The organism is Nocardia sp. NPDC058640, from assembly GCF_042716995.1.
In the GTDB taxonomy this organism is placed as follows: domain Bacteria; phylum Actinomycetota; class Actinomycetes; order Mycobacteriales; family Mycobacteriaceae; genus Nocardia.
Genome location: NZ_JBHXRG010000021.1, coordinates 27,588 through 46,965 on the forward strand (window position 1 = coordinate 27,588; position 19,378 = coordinate 46,965).

Consider the following 19,378-nt stretch of genomic DNA (forward strand, 5'->3'; position numbering starts at 1 on the left):
TGGGTACAGGTGTTGAGATTCTCGCCGTGCCGCGAGGCTCGCTTCAGGATGACTGTCCTGTCTCAGCGAATCTGGCCAGGAACCGATCCCGCGACCTGCGGTTTGACCAGCTTTGGTGAGACGAGCGATGTGCAGTCGTGTCAGCGAACTTGGCCAACGTGGAATCCGGTCGGCGCTGACAGGGAATTACAACCTGCTTGGTAGAGGTTTCCGTGTTCATCTGCGCCGAATCGGTCGACGACCTCGGTACGGGTTCGCGCGAGTTCCGACTTCGGGCAGCGCTGCGCGATCCGGTCCTCGTCGATACCCAATTGGTCACACAGCTGCTGCATTCGAGGCGGACCGGAGGCGCCCCACCCGGTGACTAGCCCAAGGTCCGAAATGGTGTCCCAGTAGGGATTCCTTCGTGCTGGTGCATCATCCGAACCAGCGAATCGCAGTCGAAGTCTGGGCTCGGCGGCCACGCGCCGCAACAGGGCCAACGACGTACTCTTGGAGGTCCCGTAGCTCACCAGCATGTGTGCAGCGTCAGCGCGCACCGCACTGACCTGCACTAGGTATGTTCGGCGATCTGTCCATCGGTCATCACGCAGGCGATTGCTTCGAACAGCAGTCGGTAGTCCTGTTCGCAACACCAGCTGCCTTCTTGTTTGGCCGTCGCGATCATAGCTGAATGATGCACGTGGGCAACGACATCTAACCGAAGCCGCCGCACCGCTGACGATGCTCGGCTTTCCGCCAGCTGTTTCGCTGCGTAGAGTGCGGTAGCCATGGGGCTGGACCAGTTCATTTGCGCCGAGCACGGGTGGCTCTCCCATGTCGCTGTTCACGAAGCCGCTCACGCGGTGATCGCCCATGCGCGGGGGATCGAGTTCGTCGACATCACGATCGCCCATCCGGCCGCGCTTGCGGAATTGCTCGGCGGCGGGCCCGCGGTTGCCGGTGGCCTGCGACTGACCACCGCCGAGCACAGGTCATGGATGCCGCGACAACCCGACAGCGCACTCGACACACTGATGGCCGGTCACGTCGCCGAGAAGCTGGCCTTCCAGCACTACCTCCCAAACGGGCACTCCGGTGACTTGAAGATTTTGGCTATGGGAATGGGCTGGAGCCCCGATACCGACCCGGCGATTATCGATGTTGCCCTGCAGAACTCACGGGGGCGCCTGGAGCCGGAGATCGTCCAGCGCTACGCGGCGATAAAGCGAATCGTGGACGAGATAGGCCGCAGACTCGAGGTCGACCAGTACGGCAGCGACACCGGTTTCAACGCCGATCTGCGACTTCACGCCGAGGAAGTCATCGCCTTGATCGAGAACCCGTAGGCATGTGGGACGGTTGGGGCCAAACTGCGAAAAGTCACGCTATGGCGGTTGCCTCAAATAACGACTAATTATCTGTGGCAGACGGGAAACTGGGCTTCTGAACAGCGACCTGCCGCACGCATGTCCCCTCGTCACGGTAGAACTTACCCATGACCCGCGTCGAAGAGACCCTGCATCGATTGCTCGAGTGGCGACAGGGCCAAGCACCTTCCGAGCGCCTGGCCTCTCAAGTTCTCGCGACGGCAGGATATGAGGATATCGATCCCTCTCATCCACAAGGAGGTAAGGATGGAGGACGCGATGGCACCTGCACCAAAGACGGCAAAGCCTGGATCTACGCCGTCTACTTTCCCCGCGGCGAGCAGACCTTCAACGACATCAAGCAGAAGTTCGCCGGTGACCTCACCTCGGCTGCGAAGCATTCCCCCCACGGCCTGGCGTTCGTCACCAATCAGGAGCTCAGGCTCTCCCAACGCAACGAGCTACGTACCCTCGGCGAGGCGGCCGGCCTCGCAATCGATCTCTACCATCTCGAGCGGATCGCAACGATCCTGGACCGCCCTGCTATGGCCCCGGTCCGCAAGCAATACCTCGACATCGATCCAGAACCACACCCGGTAGAAATCGAGGTCGAGATCGCAGGGCAAGTGCGGTACTTCGTTCGCGATGATGTCGACGAGCTGCTTGGCGGCTGGCTCGAGTTCGGCGCCGAGAAGGGGCGAGAGCGGGGTGCTTCCGAACGGGACATCGACCAGTGGCGGGAGACCACCATCGAAGAGTGGCCCGCGCGCTTGGATGATCTGGCGGCACGGGCCTGGCCGGGGGTCCGGCTCGGCGTGCGCAACGTCGGAGCGGTCTACCTCACCCACGTGGAAGTCATAATCGCGATCCCCGGCGTCCGGGTTCTGGATTGTCTGGATCCGAACTTGTTCAAGGAGTCCAAGCTCCTGGTGCCTGTTTCAGCGAGCAAATCCCAGAGCGGCTCCTGGGGTGGGCTGGACTTCTCAGGCGTCGGCTACTCCGCCGATTTCGACTTCGAGATTCCACGCCTGAAGGACGATCCCGTCGACTGGGAGCAGGAAGGCGACTGCGCCATCATCAAGGTCAATCTTGAACGGCGGCCACCCGGACCCGGGTGGAAGAACGGCGACAGGGACTTCGTACTCGTACTGACCGATCCGTCCACGCCAACCGAGCTGACCGCGACATGGACAGTGACCGCCGAGGGTTTTGGTCGTGTCTACGACGGAACAGTGACGATCCCCACGCAAGGGCGGACGGTCAGCGACAGCTTTGGCGAACTCGAGCGCGCCTAGTCGAACGTGCGAATCGGGCGGCCCGAGCTTGCGCCCGTGCCGATCGCCGGGGCTGGCCGGAACCAGCCGCTCGGTGGGGATATGGGGTCGAGGAACATTCGCGCGGAATGCACAGGTGGCCGGGCCTCGGGGGTTGGGATTGTAGATCCAACCGACGGGCGAATCGTCCCTGCAATCGATCTGGGAGCCCAGCCACCCACTCCGCGCCTGGCCGCGCCGCGGAGCGCCTCATAGCTGGTGCCAGAGAGATCGGCTAACCTGCATAGTGTTGGGGACGTATCGTTTGCTACACGTAGCGATATCGCCACGCACGAGATGCGTAAGGTGCGTAAGGCCCTGCCAGAGACACGGAACCCCGGTCGCGAAGGCGACCGGGGTCCGAGACTGCGAGACGGACGCTTTCCTAGGGCGTCGATCCGTCAGCCGCAGTGGTTAGCGTGTACCGACTCGGCCGGTCCGGTCGGGTCGGTACACGGCTGCTGGGGCGCCAACCAGAGGGTCAGCAGCACCGGCAGACATGAGACCGTGACGGCCTGACCGAACCGAAACAGCCAGAGCAACTTGCTGTTCGGCCGGTCCTCGCTGGGGCCCGAAGGCCCGTCCAGTTTGTCCTCGCACATCGAAATTCTTCACCTCCTCCATCGCGCTCGTTTGGGATATTCCGCGTAGGAGCTGGGGGTGGTGCAGACTCTCGCCTGTGCCCGGTCTTCCTGGACGATCAATATCCTACTGAGGGAACAACTTACAAGCCGATTAGCCCAGGTGGATGGCGAGTCGCGCGGCGGACCGGGACGGCCAGGAAGCCATCACAGCCCAGCGGGGTCGACGATGCGCCAGGGTCCGCCACCGGGGACGGTGGTGATGACCCCGGTGCCGATCTCGTCATGGCCACGCAGGTCGGGGTCGACGACGAACCCAATGCCGCCGGTGAGCCGGATCATGTCGCGGGGCCAGAAGATCGTGTCGTGGGTGGTGACGCCTTTGACGCAGCCCATCAGAGGAAGCTTCCGCTCGATCACAGCTTTGGCGGTCGCCTCGCTGATGTTCCAGGTGCACACGATCGCCCGGGCGCGCTCGGTCGGAGTCAGGCCAGCAACGTTGAGGTAGTCGTAGCCGGCGTAGCGGCTGAACAGGACCGGTGGCAGGGTAGATAGATCGTAGACAGGCTCTACACGCTCGGCGAGAGGGCCGAGGGACACCCCGAGGTAGGCGACGGGCCGATCCGGCCGATAAGGGTAGTTGGCTAGGAAGTCGGCGACCTCGTCGGCGTCGAACCGGCGGTGGTGGCCGGTACTGCGGTCGGGCAGCAGGTTGGACGCGGCGACCCCCGGACCCACTCCGGGCCCCAATGTGGAATGGGTTCGGGCCTGAACTGACCCGTGACCAATCACGGCGGTTTCCGCCAGCAGGGGGAGTTGGTGATTGGTGTGTCCCGCCTCAGAAAATCCCGCGACGCTACGTGCTTGATCCGCCAGAATGGGGAGTCGTGACCCAATTCGACGACCCGGTGCGCCCGGGGCTACTCGCGGTAGGACAGCTGAAACAGGCACTGACGCGCGATCTCCGCGACGACGTTGTCGGGTTCACGTGGTGGGTCGGATACTCGATGCCGATCGAGGCGCGCGGGTGGTTGTCGCACTATCTCACCAACGCCGTCGGGACGGTCGGCACCAATCTCCGTGACGCGGCCGTGCACTTATGGAGCTACGAGGAGGCGGTGCAAAAAGAGAACATCTATTTTGCCCGCCAACGGCGCAAGTCGGCAGGGCCACCAAACCTGGTAGAACGCAACGGCATGGATTGGCGACGTCTCGCGCATATCGATGCTGAACGCGCCGGCTTCTTCCGTGCCGTGGGCTCGGTCCTCGACACGCTGGCCGCGGTGGTCGTTGGGGTCGGCGCGATCAATGTCAACATCGTCAAGGCAGATTGGGGCACGCTCAATACCATTGATACAGCACCCACCTATCCCCGTACATCCGGACAAAACGGTCGCGGCGGCCAGCTGCGAAAGCGCCTCGCCGCCGAACAGACGGAGGGAGGGCTCGCCCAAGACCAGCTGCTTCGCTCAGCACGGGGTGCAGCGGCTGCTGCGGGTCCAGCTGGGTGGGAAACCTGGGCTCAGGCCACGCGCAACGGATTCGTGCACCGAGCCCGCTGGACCGACTTCTTGGTGCAAGTCGACAAGCGCAAGCCCGAAGCCGGGACCTATTCGTTGCTGCCTCGACAGCCCGAACTTGTCCAAGGCTTCGAGTTGCAGCGAGTCGACGCACTCCCCGATGTCTGCTTGACCGAGGATGCCTCGATAACGATGCATGGCGTGCTCGGGTCTGTCACACCGGTTGTGCAGGCGGTGACTGCTGAGTGCCAAAAGTTGTGGGACAGGCGCCAGATGAAGCCAGCGATGCTGCCCCAGCCCCATGCTGACAACTGGCTGCCCGCACCGGCGCCACCGTTCGCTGGTTATGACCCGGGAGCTGCGAATGCAGCCCTTGCCCAAGCGAAATCAGTGCATATGGGCCCTGGTGAATCCAAACTGCTCAACGCGCTCCATCGACCGCAACAGCCGGGGCGCTAGCAGCCTCGGCGAGTAAGGCGGGCGGTATGAGGTTGTTCGTGAGGCAAAATGTATTCCCAAATCCGTTGCAGGCCAGCAGGTTCGTAATTCACTTGGTCGACACGGAGAGGTGTGCATTACCGCAGCTGTGGCAGTCCGGCTCGCGACTCTAGTTCAGCATTGTGACCTGACCAGCGATCATGTGAAGCTGAGAAGCCGTGCGGGAAAATTCCCTGCCGTGTATCGCATGCTCGCACGTAGTATCCGGGCGTGACCAGCGATGCCGACTACGCGCGGCAGATTCGATCGACCTTCGCGACGCTCGAGCTGTGGCGGAGCGCGGCCGCAACCGTGTTCAGGCCCGAGCCGGGCAGCCAGCTGCGTGTCGACGACCTCGACTGGCCGCCTGCGCCGGTTTCGGCGGTTGCGCATCAGGGTCTGTCGGTTGCGGTGACACATCTGCAGGCGATTCGTGCTCACCTGGATCCGGAGTCAGGGCAGGGACAGCTGTTTCCGCTCGCGCAGGCCACGCTGTGTCGTGGTGGCTGCTGTCGCTGCGGGTGTCGGTGTTCGGGCTTTCCGTGACCGGAATATGGCCGATCTGTCGGGGCGTGTCGTGGTCGTTGGTGATTCTCGGTCCGAGGAGGGCGGGGGCTGTTCGGTCATGGTCGGTGGGCACCCGCTCGGGGTTGATGCCGTCGTGGCGTTGTACACGTTGGTGGACAGCGACACTGTCGGAGACCGGGTCACGAGTACCAATCTGCCCGCAGGCATGTACGCCCGTGGGCTCGGCGGGATGGTATGCGCATTCCCGTTCATACTGTCGCGACCTGATCGCACGGCTGAGAATTATCGGCTGACAGTGACTACTCGACTAGGAAGTACGGATGTGACCACGCACTTTTGGGATCTCCCGGCCGATAAGATCTTCGGCGCCCCGATCGAGGTAGAACTGTGAGCCGCGACGAGATGACAAAATCACAATTGGCAGTGGTACAGGCGTTGTTCACGGTCGGGGTGTTGTTGTTGCTGTCCGGGATCGGCGTGTTCGCGCTGGTGTCGATGCTGCTCGGCGTTGCGATAGTGGTTATCGGTGCTGTCACGATGGTGGGGACGGTGGTGGCATGGTCAGCGTTGGAGCCGCCCAAGACCGCCGAGGAGGCAGCTCAGAGTGCTGCGATGACCAAACGTGGTTGGCTGCCATTCTGGATCGGCATCGCCGTACTGTTCGTAATCGTGATGGGCGGCGGCGCGATCCAGGTGATGCTGTCGTGACGGTGGTGACGGTTACCCTCGGCGCCTGAATTTCGAGGTTGGTGCGCGTGTGCGGCGTAGACGACGCTCATGGTGCCGCGTGCAGACAGGCTTGATGCAAGGCACCGATCGCCGCCGATCTCCTCTCGGCCACCGCCACCGCCACCGCCACCGCGTTCACCGGGATCGGTCCCTGCGCTCACCCAGACCTTCAACACCGCCACCACCGGGGTCGGCACCACGACCGCCACCGGCGATCCGGCCCTCCGGAACGACCACGCAGCCGTGTACCTTGCCACCGGCTACGACAACGGCCGCCCCATGCAGACCGACTGGATCGACGAGGCTATCGACCGCACGAAGTAGCCAGCGCGACAAAGTCACCCACAGCCAACAGCGCACCGCCCGGTGGTGTCGAGCGAATTGCTCGGCACCACTGGGCGGTGCAGTCGGCCAAACGGGTCAGCAGATCTGCGGCGGCCCAACGGCTTACGGGTTGAACACGGTCCGTTCGGTACGCCAATCTGACAGTTCGAGCGCCGTCGTCAAGCCCTGCTACTGCACCTCACAATTTCCTGGCTGGCGTCCGGGGTCGTGTCGACCGTGCGATATCAGCTGACCATGCCGACGGACGCGTCTATCGTGTAAATGGTGCCTCCGCTGTCGGAGACTGAGCCCTCGAGCGGTTCGAGCCACGGCAACGTCACTGACTCTCGTATTATCCGCCCGGTCCGTAGATCGTATTGGGTGAAGGTTGGAGTGCCTCGATGGTTGATCGCGGAGACGGTATTGCCCGCGACTGACGCTGATGTTTCCTCGCCGAGGTCGGGCAACCTCCACTCTTTGTTGACTTTCGATGATCCATCCAAACCAACCGACAGCACCTCATTCTCGTGGGTGATCCAATAGAGTCGATCTTCGACGATCGTGAGCGCCCCCGGCCGCGTGTTCCAGGCGTACTCAGGCATGTCCAATGGCGTTTCAGTCCGTGAACCGTTAGTGGTGTCGATTCTTACCAGGGTCGGACTGAGGCCTCCACTCTTGTTGGTGATCAACTCTTCGGACCCATAGAGCACCAGCATTTCTCCTCGATCAGTGCAGGTCGCCGAGGATATCGGCCTATATCCTGGATCATGGCGCCATTCACTTACTGCGACAGCGTCGCCATTAGGCGGGATTGCGTAGAGCCATTGCTGTGTCGGGGCCCCCGAGGAACCTACATACGACTGGCGGACCACTGCAAAGTGCTTGTCCCCGCAGTATCCAGCCGAGCCGACGATGCCGGGTACGGATCCGACGCGCGATGTGTGGTCGGGGCCAATCGATACGTATCGGTTGGTGTATTGGTCATCTATCACCCCGCTGTTGAACCAAATGGTCGCCGCGCCTGTACGAGGATCATTGGCAGCGGCCTGGACGATGAGTTCCGCATCGATCGGCACTGCGAAACGACCGGCACCGTCGAGCGTGGTTACCGAGCTCCCGGCAACGGTGATCAGCCGCTGCCGGGAGACCAGTAGCCGGTTGTTGGCGATCGCGACACCATCCAACCGCGAGACTACTTCGCCCTTCGCATCGAAGAGGAAGACCCGTGTGCGGTCCTTGTCTCCGATGGCGTCCCAGCCGTTTGGTCCGACCGAAACAGCTCCCACGACCTCAGCCCCCAGCGTGTCTGACGGGCCTCCTGGATACTCACGCTGCGCGCACGAAGCGACAGCCAGGAGGGTCACCGTTGAGGCCAGTACCCGCGCCAGCGGACGAAGTTTTACCATGAGCGACAGCCATCCTTGCAATAGGCAGTGTGAGAGTTTGATTTGTTCCGGCCGGATCGCTCAGTAGCGCGTTAGCCAGGACGATCTAAAGACCTCTTTTGGATACACTCCGGTTGATATATGTTTCGCTACCGGATCTCGCAGGTCTACGTCTTCGTTCGATGCATGCATATACGATGCCCAGACGATTTGCGCGCAATGGTATTGCTCATCTTCGATGTTGTCACTGAAGGCAAAGTTGTTGTTGTACCCTTTGCCCTTCTTCGAGAGGGCGAATGCGACGGCCTTCGCGCGAATCTCGTCGGACGTGTTGACCCACGCGAGCTTGGGGTTGCGCATTTTTCTCCGCACGCCCGTGGGTCCGGCTGGGGAATTATCGATCTCGAAGACGCCCTTCGAATTGTTGGACTCGACTGTGTTCGTCTTCGAAACGAAGATTGCCATATGACCGTGATTGATCCAACTTACGAGTCCGCTTTCCAAGCTCGAGTCGGCGTAGAAGATATCGCCGGGGCCGCGCGCGTCAGGAACGTCTTGCATATCGTCTTCTGATGGAGTGTCGCTGGTATTGCCGATCTCCGTGTACTCCCTGCCTTTTCGCAGGGTCTCATTGAGCACATCGATGACAGGCTTTGCCATCCGCTGAGCCCACGCTTGTGCCTCGGCGATCATCTGCTCGGCAGTAGTGCCAGGATTGAGGTAGGCGAGCTCGGTGGCAGCAGGACCCGGAGCGGTGATCAGTCCACCTTGAAACTGCTGCTCCACAGTGACGTTGGCGTCGCGACTGGTTTGATCTCCGATCGGGAAGCCATAAGTGCCGCCTTCGTACCCCGATTTCGCCCACTTGTCGAGGACACCACCGACCACAGGATGGGCACCACCCGCACCTGACCAGTAAATGACACCTCGCTCGAAGGTGTTGAATCGTCCGCCGCCGACTGCCGTGCCGGTTTCGTCGCTGCTCGGATACCCGAGAAAGCCACCTTCCCAGCCGGTTTCGCCCCACTTGTCACGGATGGCACCGGCGACGAAATACGCCTCGTTCAGCCGCCAGTAGACGGTACCGCCGTCGAAATACTGGCGACGCCCTATCCCGTCCCCGTTGACGAATTCATCAGAGGTCGGGTAACCAAGAATACCGCCTTCCCAACCGTTGCGCTGCCACGCAGCGAAGAAGTGGTTCGCCACCGGATGCGCACCACCCCACGGAGACCAGTAGATCGGCCCGTTGGTGAAGGTATTTCTCCTACCAACACCGTCCGGGTTGGTCAGCTCGTTGCTGGTCGGCCAGAGCAGAAAGCTGTTCGGACCGCCGAGCTCGTTGTACTTATCGCGGATCGCGCCACACACCTCATACGGAGCGGGCCAATAGACTTGACAACCCGGCGCGACCATCACCGTTGCCCCACCCTCGGTCGAATCCGCCGACTTCACTGCGGCTTCCATGGTTTCGGCCTTGTCGGCTTGTTCCTTGGTGAACCCGCCGGGGACCTCCTCGCAGTCCGACCGCATCTTGCCCGGTGTGACCTTGCGGTTCGGATTCTTTGTCGGTGCCCACTTTTCGGGCTTGTTTCGCTTGCCCGGCGTCTCCGAGATGCACCCGACCGGTTCTGGTTCGGTCAGGGTTACCGGCGGCGCGGAGGTGACAGTCGTGGTGGACGGCGGCGCGGAGGTCGTCGTGGACGGCCGTGCTGTCGGCCGTTCGGTGGTCGTAGGCGCGTCCGCGGGTTCGGTCGTAGCCGAAGACGATTGAGCGGGCTTCGATGGCGTTGCCTGCGGTGTGCTGGTTGTGGTGGTCGCCGACGGTGCTGCCGAGGTCGGCGGCGTAGTCGATGGGGCATTCGGGTCGCCCCACGCGGTCGCTGTCGACATCACGACCGCGCACACGATCATGGTGGCCAGTGAAGACACCGCGACTGTTGTTGGTCGCCCTCGCGGAGGGCTCGTATTCGGAAACCATTTCATACCAATGCCTTTCGATCCGGAGGAGCATCTCAGCTGGGTTGCTGATCGGAAGCTCCAGTCCCCAAACCGGGCGTAACAGGCGCCCTGTTACAAACCATGAAATACATCACTCTTTGAACGGCTTGGTCCGCGCGTATCGATGAGGTCTGGCGAACACCGGAACTATCGCCTGGACGGCCGTCGAAACCCTCGCCAAGGGCGACCCCGTCGCCGCGTTCCTGGCGCTGACCGAGCTGGCACCGATCGCCGCCGACCTCCTCTCGGCCACCGCCAGCCTGTTCACCGGGACCGGATTCCCTACCCTCACTCACCTACAACACCGCGACCAACACCACCAGGACAGGCGTTCCGACCCCCCAGAACAGCGACGGGGCGCGGTTCGACACCACCGGCTACGACACCGCCGCGCCCGCGCTGACCGAGTGGATCGCCGGGGCTATCGACCGCACGTAACGCCGGTGCAGAGATCGCGGTAGAAGCAGCCGAGGTCGAACGTCGGGAAGTGCAACCCGGCATGCACTGCAAACATCCGCGGAACTGATCGACACCTCTCCACGACACCGACCCTTTCCCACACGCCCGAAGCTGTGTCGGCGTAGCCGCGCTCAAGGGCTACCTCGCCCAAATCACCTCTAGCGCTGCTTAAGCCGCAACCAACGAGGCAAATGAGTTCACCAGAACGCCGATCGAACTACTCGCCGCCCCACTGCCTGCTCCGACAGCCGGTTCGAGACATCTACCGACGGCCAGAACGACCACCGATGCTCCGGCCAAGCATTCGGTCTGCCGACCGCTCCCATCCTGCTCGCCCAACTCGACATCGAAATCACCGCGCCCGGAACGAACTCGGGCGACCGGAAGCAAGCCCGTTGCGAGACCCCGTACCGCTACGGGCCCGATACTCAGCGCTTCCGCAGGTCAACCACTGTGGATAGCGAGTGTATCCCCCTCCGGACACGCACGATGGCCCTCAGGGTTCTCCGTGTTGACACTCCGTGCGCACCGCACTCTCTGCCACCCACAGTGGTGAGCCTTGGCGACGCCCGCTACTCACTCATGCAATGCCCCGGACGCTTTGCCATCGACACCGCCGAAACGCAGGTACGGCGAAGGCCGCGTGCGCAGCACTCGAACCAGCGCAACCGAATAACAGAAACTGCACATCTACGATCGGAATCAGTGGGCAGCGATGGGAGGGTGCCAGTCGCTCGCACTTGGGCCGAGCCCGTACCGGCGGAAGATCCGCCAGGTGGTCCGGAGATCAGTCGGAGCGAAGAATTCAGCCTTGCCAGCGATCGGAAACAGGCTGCTCAGGACCCCACCTGGGCCGATTTTCGTGATTTGCATCACATAACGATGCGCGGCGGCCCCTAGTGGGCGAAACCATGGGTTTGAAGGCCTTTCAGAGGCCGCCAGATGGGCTGGTTGAAGCTTTTAGTGTGCAATATGTGTCCATTTGGACCCAAACGTTGCAGGTCTCCAGATACAGAAGAACCCCCTCCGACCGAGGTCAGAGGGGGTTTCACTGTCGGGCTGACAGGATTTGAACCTGCGACCACTTGACCCCCAGTCAAGTGCGCTACCAAGCTGCGCCACAGCCCGTTTCTTGCCCCCGTCTCCGGGTGCTCGAAAAGATTACCCCACCTCTGACCGAAGGTACTAATCGGCTGGTAGAGGCGATTTTTCCGTCGATGTGGAGGCGCGATGCGGACGGATCGACCAGTTGCTCGTCCCGCCCATGCCGAAGGCGCGGATGTGAACGGCACGGGTGGGCCGGACGGCTACGAACACCATGTCGGGTGAGTCGTCCGGGCCACCGGGGGCGAAGTCGTTGAGGTCGTAGTCGAATACCCCGTTCCACAGGCCACGCTTGGTGCTCACGTCGGCGTAGATCTCGGCCTCGCCCCACACCTCGACGCCATCGCCGGCCGCGTCGATCTGCCAGTGCATGGCGACTCGAGGGTGGTGAGAGATGTTGCGGGCCTTGACCGATAACGCACCGGTCAGAAACCAGATCGTGTCGCCCTGCCACGCGGGGTGCACGGGAGAGACGTCGGGGTCGCCATCTCGACCCACGGTCGCCACGTGCGCCCATTCGCTCAGGACGGCGGTGGCCTGTTTGATCTCGGTGAGGTCCATGAGCCCAGCCAACCGTCTCCCCCTACGGGACAGTCAACCCCTACCGGGCCAACACCTTCGAGCTCTGGTCACGCGGTCGATCGACGACCTCACCATCACCCAACGCAGACACCGAACTGGTGAGCAGAAGCCCATCCGACCGCCGCCGGTTGCGCACAAACCACCACTGCAGCGCGCCGATCCCGGTCACCCCGAGCGAGAAGATCGCGATCCCCAAATACATGCCCGGCGGTCGCCACGTGACCTCGAGCTGCGCGTTCTCGGTGCCCGCAGGAACGATGACGGAGACGAAGATGTCGTCGACGGCTTCGACGTCGAGGTCGCGGCCGTCGAGCGTGGCGCGGTAGCCGGGCCACATCAGGCGGGCGAATGTCACGCGGCCGCCGTTCTCGGACGAGACTCGGGCGGTGCTCGTGTAGCCGGATTCGGTGAGGGAGACCGCGTCTACACCGTCGGCGGTGGCGGCGATGCGGCCGTTGGTGGTGGAGATCGGGCCGCTGTCGCGTTCGAGGACCCAGATCCATTTGTCGTTGGGTGGGTAGTCGACCCAGTGCCAGCCCGCGGGTGCGGGGTGCCAGCGGACGTCGGGGTAGACCAGGCGCATCAGGGTGATGCGGTCGACCTTCATCAGGTCGACGATGGGTTTGCCGGTTTTCGGTTCGATCTCGAAGATCTTGCCGAGGGATTCGGCGCAGGTGCTGCCCTCCCAGAACATGCAGATGCGGTCCGAGAATGCCCGGTGGCCGATCGGTGTGTAGCCGTTGACGTATTCGACACCGGGGACTTCGGCGGAGAAGCCCACGACCAGGGAGGTGTAGACGCCGTCGCTGTTCTTGGCGTCACCGGGGAAGGCCTGGCTGTTGCCCAGTTGCAGGGTGGTGCCGTCGAAGTCGGGGAATCGGGCGGCGGCCTCGGAACGGCTTTCGGGCAGGCTCCACGACATCGGATGCGGGAACGACTCGTCGACTTGGTAGTACGCGATCGGCGCGATGGTCGCCAGCAGTGCCGTGCAGGCCGCTGTCGGTCCCCATTTCGCGTACAGCAGTGTCACGACCGCGCCGAGCGCGATCACCACGAGCGCCGCGGCCAGGTGGACCTGGATCCGGTCGTAGGGCGCGGAGGCGACCGCGCGCACCCACAGCACCGCGACCAGCGCGACCGCCACCGCGCCTCGCGTGCGCCAGTTGACGAGGCTGCCATGCCTGCTCAACAGCACGCACCCGAGCAGAAGCAGGGCCATCGCGAGCATGGGCAGGACGCGGGCGGGCCAACGTAGCGGGCCCAGCATCGCGGGTCCGGCGGTCCAGATCAGGGTGATCGCGGCGAAGATCGCGATGCCGCTGATCTCGCGCGCGGACTTCGCCGCCGCCTTCCAGTCCACGAAGGCCAGGCCGGGGATGAGGAACCAGGCGATGTAGACGATCGGGAACGGTTGGATCAGACCGAACCAGGAGTTGAACGACGGCAAGTTCGTGGGCAGGCTCGCGCTCAGCGATTCCGACCACGGCACCGTCATGAAGCCGTCGTTGTGGATCGAGTTGTCGGCCACGCGCCAGGTGACTTCCGAGGACAGCAGGCTCGGCAGATACGTGATCGCCCCGGCCAGTCCGGCGCATCCGGCGGCCAGCAGCAGCCGCAGCGACGGCCACGGCGAGCGCTGATACAGCCACTCCCCCGCCGCCACGGCCACGATCATCAGCGCCGCTTCGACGCCCGGCCACACGTAGCCCACGGTGATCGTGAAGAACAGGAAAACGAACACCGGAATCGGGCCGCTGCGTCCTCGCGCGTAGCGCACTGCCGACGCCCACGCGTGCGCCAGCCAAGCAGTTCCGGCCAGACCCAGCACCCACGTGGCCTGGTCGAGAAACAGCAACCACCCGGAGAAACAGATCGCCACCCCGGCCACCGCCGCCCACTGCGGCTGCGCCCGATAGGCCAGGCAGATCCGAAAAACGCCCAGGGCGAGGATGATCGAATAGGCGAGCTTGACCACCGTGGCCAGCACGACCATGTTGTCGAACGAGGGTGCGATCGCCGCGACCAGCAGCTGCGGCGGGTTGAACAGACTCGCCTGACCTTCGATCAGGTAATTGCCTGCCATCCAACGCTGGGGTTCCAGCCCCGGAAAGTCCCCGTTTCGCAGGTGCCGCCCGACTGTCAGCCAGAGCGGAACATATTGCGCCTCGGTGTCGTCTGTGTAGAAGTGCCGGGCATTGGCCAGCAGCACCCCCACGTACCCCACGATCACCCCGAGCACGGTCACACCGGCCCATCCCGCCGTAATCCGTCGGGTGCCCCGCATACCGTCGTCTTCCACAGCTCCGGGACATTACTTGGCGCCCCACGTGCGCGCATCTTCCCCCATGCCGATCGACGATCGTGCAGGGTTGTCGGTGAGACCAGGACGCAGATCTGAGAGGAAGCCGATGACAAGGCAGTATTCGGGCCCGATGTCGGGTAGCCGCCCGACAGCCGGCGTGGCCGAGACAGACGCCACCGCGACGGCCGAGATCGAGGCACTGTTCCGAACACTGGAACAGGCGTTGGTCGCCAAGGATGCCGCCGCCTTCGATCAGGCATTCACCGACGACGTCGTGTTCATCACCCCCGCGGGGGCCATCTTTCGCGGCTGGGAGGAACTGCACTCCTACCATCGAGAACGCCTCGGCAGCGCTCCCGACGCCCGCGCCCACTTCGAACTGCTCGTGGTCCGCTTCCTGACACCCGACCACGCTGTGGTCAACGTAGAGCAGACGCTGCGCACACCGGAGTTCTCCGTCACCAATCGTGGAACATGGGTGCTCGTCCGGCGCGATGGGTCCTGGTGGGTCTGTTCGGTGCACAACACCAACGTCGCCGGGTCGATCGGTTAGCGGACGAGCTTTCCCAGAATGGCGCGCAGCGCGGCGCGCTCCTCATCGGTGAGTCGGCTGAAGAAGTCGTCGGCGTCCTTTGTTCGGGCGTCGGTCAGGGTTGCCAGGGTTCGCTTGCCCGACGGGGTGACCGTTACGAGGATTGCTCGGCGGTCGGTCGGGTCGGGGTGGCGGGTTACCAGGTCGGCTTCCTGTAAGGCGTCGACTACTTCGGTGGCTGAGCGGGGGCTGATGCGTAGTGCGTCGGCGATGGCCGAGAGGCGTAGGCCGTTGTGTTCGCCGGTGACGCGCAGGGCTCGGGCCTGGTGGGGGGTGAGTCCGATCGGGGCGTATGCCGCTGACCAGCGCCGACGGAGCGTTCTGGCTACCTGCATGAGCAGGTCGCTGTCGTTGTCGGGCATAAACTCGCCTCTCGGTTTGTTCACCTGACCAGATAGTGAGGTAACCTCAGCATACTTGCACAGCCCAAGGGGGTTGCATGAAAGAGAAAGACTCGACCGGCGGACGCACCCGTCGCCTCGACCCGGCCGACCGCGCGCAACTGCGCGAGTCGCCGGTTTCCCTGCGTCGGATCGTCGCGCTGTTCGCGCCGTACCGGCTGCAGCTCACCGGGCTGACCGTGTTGATCGTGGCGGCTTCGACGATCGGTCTCGCCTCGCCGTTCCTGCTGCGGATGATCATCGATGACGCGCTGCCGCAGCAGAACGTGTCGTTGCTGCTGTGGGCCGTGGGCGGGATGCTCGCGGTGACCGTGCTCACCGCGGTGCTCGGCGTAGGCCAGACGCTCATCTCGACCACCGTCGGGCAGCAGGTCATGCACGTGTTGCGCGCCGACGTGTTCCGCCATCTGCAACGGCAGTCGCTGGCGTTCTTCACCCGCACGCGCGGGGGCGAGGTCCAGTCCCGCCTGATCAACGATGTCGGCGGGATGCAGTCGGTGGTCACCAGCACCGCGACCTCCATCGCCAGCAATGTCACCACCGTGGTGGGTACCGCGATCGCGATGACCGTGCTGTCGTGGCGGTTGTCGCTGTTGTCGCTGGTGGTCCTGCCGCCGGCGATCTGGTTGACGCGACGCGTTGCCCTGCTTCGCCGCACCATCACCGCCCAGCGCCAACGTCACCTCGCCGACCTGCACGGTCAGGTCGAGGAGGGGCTGTCGGTGAGCGGTGTGCAGCTGGGTAAGACGCTGGGCACCGGGCCGCTCGCGTCGGCGACCTTCGAGAAGACGTCGCACGACCTGGTCGATCTCGAAGTGCGCGCGCAGCTGGCCGGGCGTTGGCGGATGGCCACCATGAGCATCGTGTTCGCCGCGATTCCTGCCCTGCTCTACTTGGCCGCCGGACTCCCGGCGACCAGCAGCGGCATGACGATCGGCACGCTGGTCGCGTTCACGACCCTGCAGGCCGGGCTCTTCCGGCCGCTGATGGCGCTGCTCAACGTGGGTGTGGAAGTCACCAGTTCGATGGCACTGTTCAGCCGGATCTTCGGCTACCTCGACCTGCCCGTCGAGATCGACGAGCCCGCGCAGCCGATCGACCTCGACCCGCGCGATGTCGTGGGCGAGGTCCGGTTCGAAGATGTCAGCTTCCGCTATGAGAACGAGGGCCCCGCTGTCCTCGACGGCATTTCCCTCGTCGTCCCGCCGGGATCGACGCTGGCCCTGGTCGGCGAGACCGGCTCCGGAAAAACCACCCTGGCCTCGCTGGTCGCGCGACTGCACGACGTGACCGACGGCCGAGTGACCATCGACGGCGTCGACGTGCGCGACCTGGAACTGGGCACCCTCGCCCGCATCGTTGGCGTGGTGTCCCAGGAGTCGTACCTGCTGCACACGACCATTCGCGAAAACCTCCGCTACGCCAAGCCCACCGCCACCGACGCGGAGATCGAACGCGCGGCCCGCGCCGCCCAGATCCACGAACTGATCGCCGCGCTCCCCCACGGCTACGACACGGTGGTCGGGTCGCGCGGCCACCGGTTCTCCGGCGGCGAGAAACAACGCATCGCCCTGGCCCGCACCCTGTTGCGCGACCCACGCGTGCTGGTCCTCGACGAAGCCACCAGCGCGCTGGACAACGAGACCGAACGCGCGGTGCAAGCCGCCATCGACGTGGTCGCGCAGGGCCGCACGGTCATCACCATCGCCCACCGGCTCAGCACGATCCGCGACGCCGACCAGATCGCCGTGCTCGACCACGGCCGGGTCGTCGAACTCGGCGACCACTCGACCCTGATCGACGACGGTGGACGTTACGCGCGACTCAACGGCGCGGCCGAGGTTGTGGCCGCCTGATCCTTCGCAGTTCAGACGAGTGGTACAGGTGATGCGCACGGTCCTGCCGGGCGCGACGGTGAGCGTCCTGACCCGATCGAGCGCTTGACCCTGACACAGTGACAACGTCTTCACTGGAGGTTGGAGGTGGTTCCGACATGAACTCGACATCAGGACAATCGGTGGATCCGCGGCTGCTTGCCGCGCTGAGCGCGCGGGATGCGTCGACCCGGCTGCAGGCCGCGCTGGCTGCGGGCACCCATGCCGACCCGGCGCTGCTGGGTGCGCTGGTGGATCGCTGCGCGGTGGAGTCGGACTTCTTCGTGCGCGACATGCTCACTTGGGCGCTGACCAGACTTCCCGCTGAGCTGACCGTGCCCCGGCTGCGCGCCGAACTGGAGTCCGACGGAGGTCAGGCCCGGAGCCAGGCGTTGCACACGCTGTCCAAGATCGGCGATCCGACGGTGTGGCCGTCGATTACCTCGGCGCTGCTGCGCGATCCCGATGACGACGTGGCGCGCAGCGCGTGGCGGGCGGCGGTTGTCCTCGTGCCGGATGCCGAGTGCGAGGCATTGGCCACCGAGCTCGCTACCCAATTCGCCCGCGGTGATCGGGACGTTCGGCGCAGCTTGAGCCGTGCGCTGACCTCACTGGGCGAGGTGATCGCCCCGGTGCTGCATCGCGCGACGACCAGTGCCGATCCAGAAGTGCGGGCGCACGCGTTGGCCACCGAGCAGTTGCTGCGTGACCCGGATGCCGCGTTCGATCTCGACATCGACGCGGCGAAGCGGGTCGCTGCCCTCGACGGCGCCCCGTGCTGATCGGCGAGGTGGCGCGGCGTTCGGGAGTCAGCACCCGAATGCTGCGCCACTACGACTCGCTCAGGCTGGTCAGACCCACCGGGCGCACCGTCGGCGGGTATCGCCAGTACTCCGATGCCGATATCCGCAGCATCTTTCACGTGGAAAGCCTTCGGACGCTTGGTCTCTCGTTGCGCGAGATCGCCCGGATACTGGCAGATCAGTCGTTCACGCCGCGGACCCTGGTGAGCGATCTCATCGAACGCACGGAGCAGCGGCTGGTGCGGGAGCGCGAACTGCTCGATCGGCTGCGCGCGGTCGAGAACGCCGAGCCCGACGATTGGCCGGATGTGCTGCGCATCGTCGAACTGGTTCGCACGCTCGGCTCGGCCGACCCGCACAACCGTTTGCAGGCGGTGCTGAACCCGGCCGCGAACGAGCCGGTGCCGACGGGCCTGCTGGCCGCGGCGGTGCTGGCCGAGACCGAGCCCAATATGGCGGGCGCCCTGCGCTGGGCGCTGTCGCGGGCCGGCGGCGACGGCCTGGTCGCGGTCGCGCCCGGACTTGCCTCGGTCGACGTCGAGGTTCGGCGGCGGGCGGTGCTGGCGGTGGCGGAGATTTCGGGCGACGCCGCGACCGAGTTGCTCACCGCCACGCTCGACGATCCGGACTCCGGGGTCCGTGGTCACGCGGCCCTGTCCGCCGGTCGTCGTGGCGTGACCGCGGCCGAGCCGGTCCTGGTGGGAATGGTGATCGCGGGTGTCAACGATGTCGACGCGGGCGAAGTGCTGGGCGAGCTGTCCGGTGATCCGGAATCCGCCGATCGAATATTGCGCGCGCTGACCGACGCTCTGACCACACACGATCACGACGCAGGCATCCGAATCCGGCTGATCCAGGCATTGGTGGAACTGCCCGGCACCAGCGCGCTGGCGACCTTGCGGCCACTGAGCGCGGACCCGGATCATTCCGTCGCCCTTGTCGCGAAGGCCTTCACCGAACTGGTGGCATCTCGAGCGAAGAGCCAGGATTACTGATCGCGGGTGGTCGCACGGCTCCACCCACAGAACGCCTGATCGTGGACGCGGTGCTGTCG

16 protein-coding genes and 1 tRNA gene are annotated in these 19,378 nt (G+C 64.3%); 9 read left to right on the top strand and 8 right to left on the bottom strand.

All coding sequences use genetic code 11. The features are described from left to right. Nucleotides 1-553: 553 nt before the first annotated feature. Nucleotides 554-772 carry a hypothetical protein gene (locus tag ACFWU5_RS20870; RefSeq protein ID WP_379268322.1) on the bottom strand — a complete coding sequence of 73 codons (219 nt, stop codon included), beginning with the start codon at nucleotides 770-772 and terminating at the stop codon, nucleotides 554-556. Between ACFWU5_RS20870 and ACFWU5_RS20875 the strand changes: the two genes are divergently transcribed. Together ACFWU5_RS20875 and ACFWU5_RS20880 are read left to right on the top strand one after the other, a co-directional pair. Then, nucleotides 771-1,328 carry a hypothetical protein gene (locus ACFWU5_RS20875; protein ID WP_379245536.1) on the top strand — a complete coding sequence of 186 codons (558 nt, stop codon included), beginning with the start codon at nucleotides 771-773 and terminating at the stop codon, nucleotides 1,326-1,328. The two genes, ACFWU5_RS20870 and ACFWU5_RS20875, sit on opposite strands and share 2 nt — an antisense overlap. 149 nt (nucleotides 1,329-1,477) lie before the next feature. Beyond that, nucleotides 1,478-2,644, top strand: a complete 1,167-nt coding sequence (locus ACFWU5_RS20880; protein WP_379245538.1) for a hypothetical protein — start codon at nucleotides 1,478-1,480, stop codon at nucleotides 2,642-2,644. 806 nt (nucleotides 2,645-3,450) lie between these two features. Here the strand turns inward: ACFWU5_RS20880 and ACFWU5_RS20885 are convergent. After that, nucleotides 3,451-3,981: a hypothetical protein gene (locus ACFWU5_RS20885; protein WP_379245540.1), complete on the bottom strand. Its 531-nt coding sequence runs from the start codon at nucleotides 3,979-3,981 to the stop codon at nucleotides 3,451-3,453. A gap of 149 nt (nucleotides 3,982-4,130) precedes the next feature. Here ACFWU5_RS20885 and ACFWU5_RS20890 point away from each other — a divergent pair, with 149 nt between their 5' ends. The 3 genes from ACFWU5_RS20890 (at nucleotide 4,131) to ACFWU5_RS20900 (ending at nucleotide 6,476) form a co-directional block, all read left to right on the top strand. Beyond that, the gene (locus ACFWU5_RS20890) at nucleotides 4,131-5,222 is read left to right on the top strand and encodes a hypothetical protein (RefSeq protein ID WP_379245542.1); all 1,092 of its coding nucleotides are present in this window, start codon (nucleotides 4,131-4,133) and stop codon (nucleotides 5,220-5,222) included. Nucleotides 5,223-5,471: 249 nt separating this feature from the next. Continuing rightward, a complete protein-coding gene (locus tag ACFWU5_RS20895; RefSeq protein ID WP_379245544.1) occupies nucleotides 5,472-5,786 on the top strand; it encodes a hypothetical protein in 315 nt (104 codons plus the stop codon). 369 nt (nucleotides 5,787-6,155) lie between these two features. After that, entirely contained in the window at nucleotides 6,156-6,476 is a 321-nt protein-coding gene (locus ACFWU5_RS20900) for a hypothetical protein (protein WP_379245546.1), read from the top strand. Between the two features lie 590 nt (nucleotides 6,477-7,066). Here ACFWU5_RS20900 and ACFWU5_RS20905 read toward each other — a convergent pair. The 5 genes from ACFWU5_RS20905 to ACFWU5_RS20925 form a co-directional block, all read right to left on the bottom strand. Then, complete coding sequence (locus ACFWU5_RS20905; RefSeq protein ID WP_379245548.1) at nucleotides 7,067-8,227, bottom strand: hypothetical protein; 1,161 nt, start codon at nucleotides 8,225-8,227, stop codon at nucleotides 7,067-7,069. 60 nt (nucleotides 8,228-8,287) lie between these two features. Continuing rightward, entirely contained in the window at nucleotides 8,288-10,138 is a 1,851-nt protein-coding gene (locus ACFWU5_RS20910; protein WP_379245550.1) for a hypothetical protein, read from the bottom strand. A gap of 1,582 nt (nucleotides 10,139-11,720) precedes the next feature. After that, nucleotides 11,721-11,794, bottom strand: a tRNA-Pro gene (locus tag ACFWU5_RS20915). 57 nt (nucleotides 11,795-11,851) lie between these two features. Continuing rightward, nucleotides 11,852-12,331: a pyridoxamine 5'-phosphate oxidase family protein gene (locus tag ACFWU5_RS20920; protein WP_379268323.1), complete on the bottom strand. Its 480-nt coding sequence runs from the start codon at nucleotides 12,329-12,331 to the stop codon at nucleotides 11,852-11,854. Nucleotides 12,332-12,371: 40 nt separating this feature from the next. Continuing rightward, nucleotides 12,372-14,651 (bottom strand): hypothetical protein, encoded by a 2,280-nt coding sequence (locus tag ACFWU5_RS20925; RefSeq protein ID WP_379268324.1) that lies wholly within the window; start codon nucleotides 14,649-14,651, stop codon nucleotides 12,372-12,374. Nucleotides 14,652-14,760: 109 nt separating this feature from the next. Here ACFWU5_RS20925 and ACFWU5_RS20930 point away from each other — a divergent pair, with 109 nt between their 5' ends. After that, nucleotides 14,761-15,207, top strand: a complete 447-nt coding sequence (locus ACFWU5_RS20930; protein WP_379268325.1) for a YybH family protein — start codon at nucleotides 14,761-14,763, stop codon at nucleotides 15,205-15,207. Here the strand turns inward: ACFWU5_RS20930 and ACFWU5_RS20935 are convergent. Further along, on the bottom strand, nucleotides 15,204-15,608 hold the full coding sequence (locus tag ACFWU5_RS20935) for a MarR family winged helix-turn-helix transcriptional regulator (protein ID WP_379268326.1): 405 nt from the start codon (nucleotides 15,606-15,608) through the stop codon (nucleotides 15,204-15,206). The genes ACFWU5_RS20930 and ACFWU5_RS20935 overlap by 4 nt on opposite strands. A gap of 77 nt (nucleotides 15,609-15,685) precedes the next feature. Here ACFWU5_RS20935 and ACFWU5_RS20940 point away from each other — a divergent pair, with 77 nt between their 5' ends. From ACFWU5_RS20940 to ACFWU5_RS20950, 3 genes are all read left to right on the top strand, one after another. Further along, nucleotides 15,686-17,503 carry an ABC transporter ATP-binding protein gene (locus tag ACFWU5_RS20940; protein WP_379268327.1) on the top strand — a complete coding sequence of 606 codons (1,818 nt, stop codon included), beginning with the start codon at nucleotides 15,686-15,688 and terminating at the stop codon, nucleotides 17,501-17,503. A 137-nt stretch (nucleotides 17,504-17,640) separates the two neighbouring features. Further along, nucleotides 17,641-18,303, top strand: a complete 663-nt coding sequence (locus tag ACFWU5_RS20945) for a HEAT repeat domain-containing protein (protein WP_379268328.1) — start codon at nucleotides 17,641-17,643, stop codon at nucleotides 18,301-18,303. Further along, a complete protein-coding gene (locus tag ACFWU5_RS20950) occupies nucleotides 18,297-19,319 on the top strand; it encodes a MerR family transcriptional regulator (protein ID WP_379268329.1) in 1,023 nt (340 codons plus the stop codon). Before ACFWU5_RS20945 ends, ACFWU5_RS20950 begins: the two co-directional genes overlap by 7 nt. Nucleotides 19,320-19,378: the final 59 nt, after the last annotated feature.

Coding starts and splice junctions, on each gene's coding strand:
- ACFWU5_RS20940 (WP_379268327.1), top strand. CDS start 15,686: ATGAAAGAGAAAGACTCGACCGGCGGACGCACCCGTCGCCTCGACCCG.
- ACFWU5_RS20945 (WP_379268328.1), top strand. CDS start 17,641: ATGAACTCGACATCAGGACAATCGGTGGATCCGCGGCTGCTTGCCGCG.
- ACFWU5_RS20930 (WP_379268325.1), top strand. CDS start 14,761: ATGACAAGGCAGTATTCGGGCCCGATGTCGGGTAGCCGCCCGACAGCC.
- ACFWU5_RS20880 (WP_379245538.1), top strand. CDS start 1,478: ATGACCCGCGTCGAAGAGACCCTGCATCGATTGCTCGAGTGGCGACAG.
- ACFWU5_RS20920 (WP_379268323.1), bottom strand. CDS start 12,331: ATGGACCTCACCGAGATCAAACAGGCCACCGCCGTCCTGAGCGAATGG.
- ACFWU5_RS20875 (WP_379245536.1), top strand. CDS start 771: ATGGGGCTGGACCAGTTCATTTGCGCCGAGCACGGGTGGCTCTCCCAT.
- ACFWU5_RS20870 (WP_379268322.1), bottom strand. CDS start 772: ATGGCTACCGCACTCTACGCAGCGAAACAGCTGGCGGAAAGCCGAGCA.
- ACFWU5_RS20935 (WP_379268326.1), bottom strand. CDS start 15,608: ATGCCCGACAACGACAGCGACCTGCTCATGCAGGTAGCCAGAACGCTC.
- ACFWU5_RS20905 (WP_379245548.1), bottom strand. CDS start 8,227: ATGGTAAAACTTCGTCCGCTGGCGCGGGTACTGGCCTCAACGGTGACC.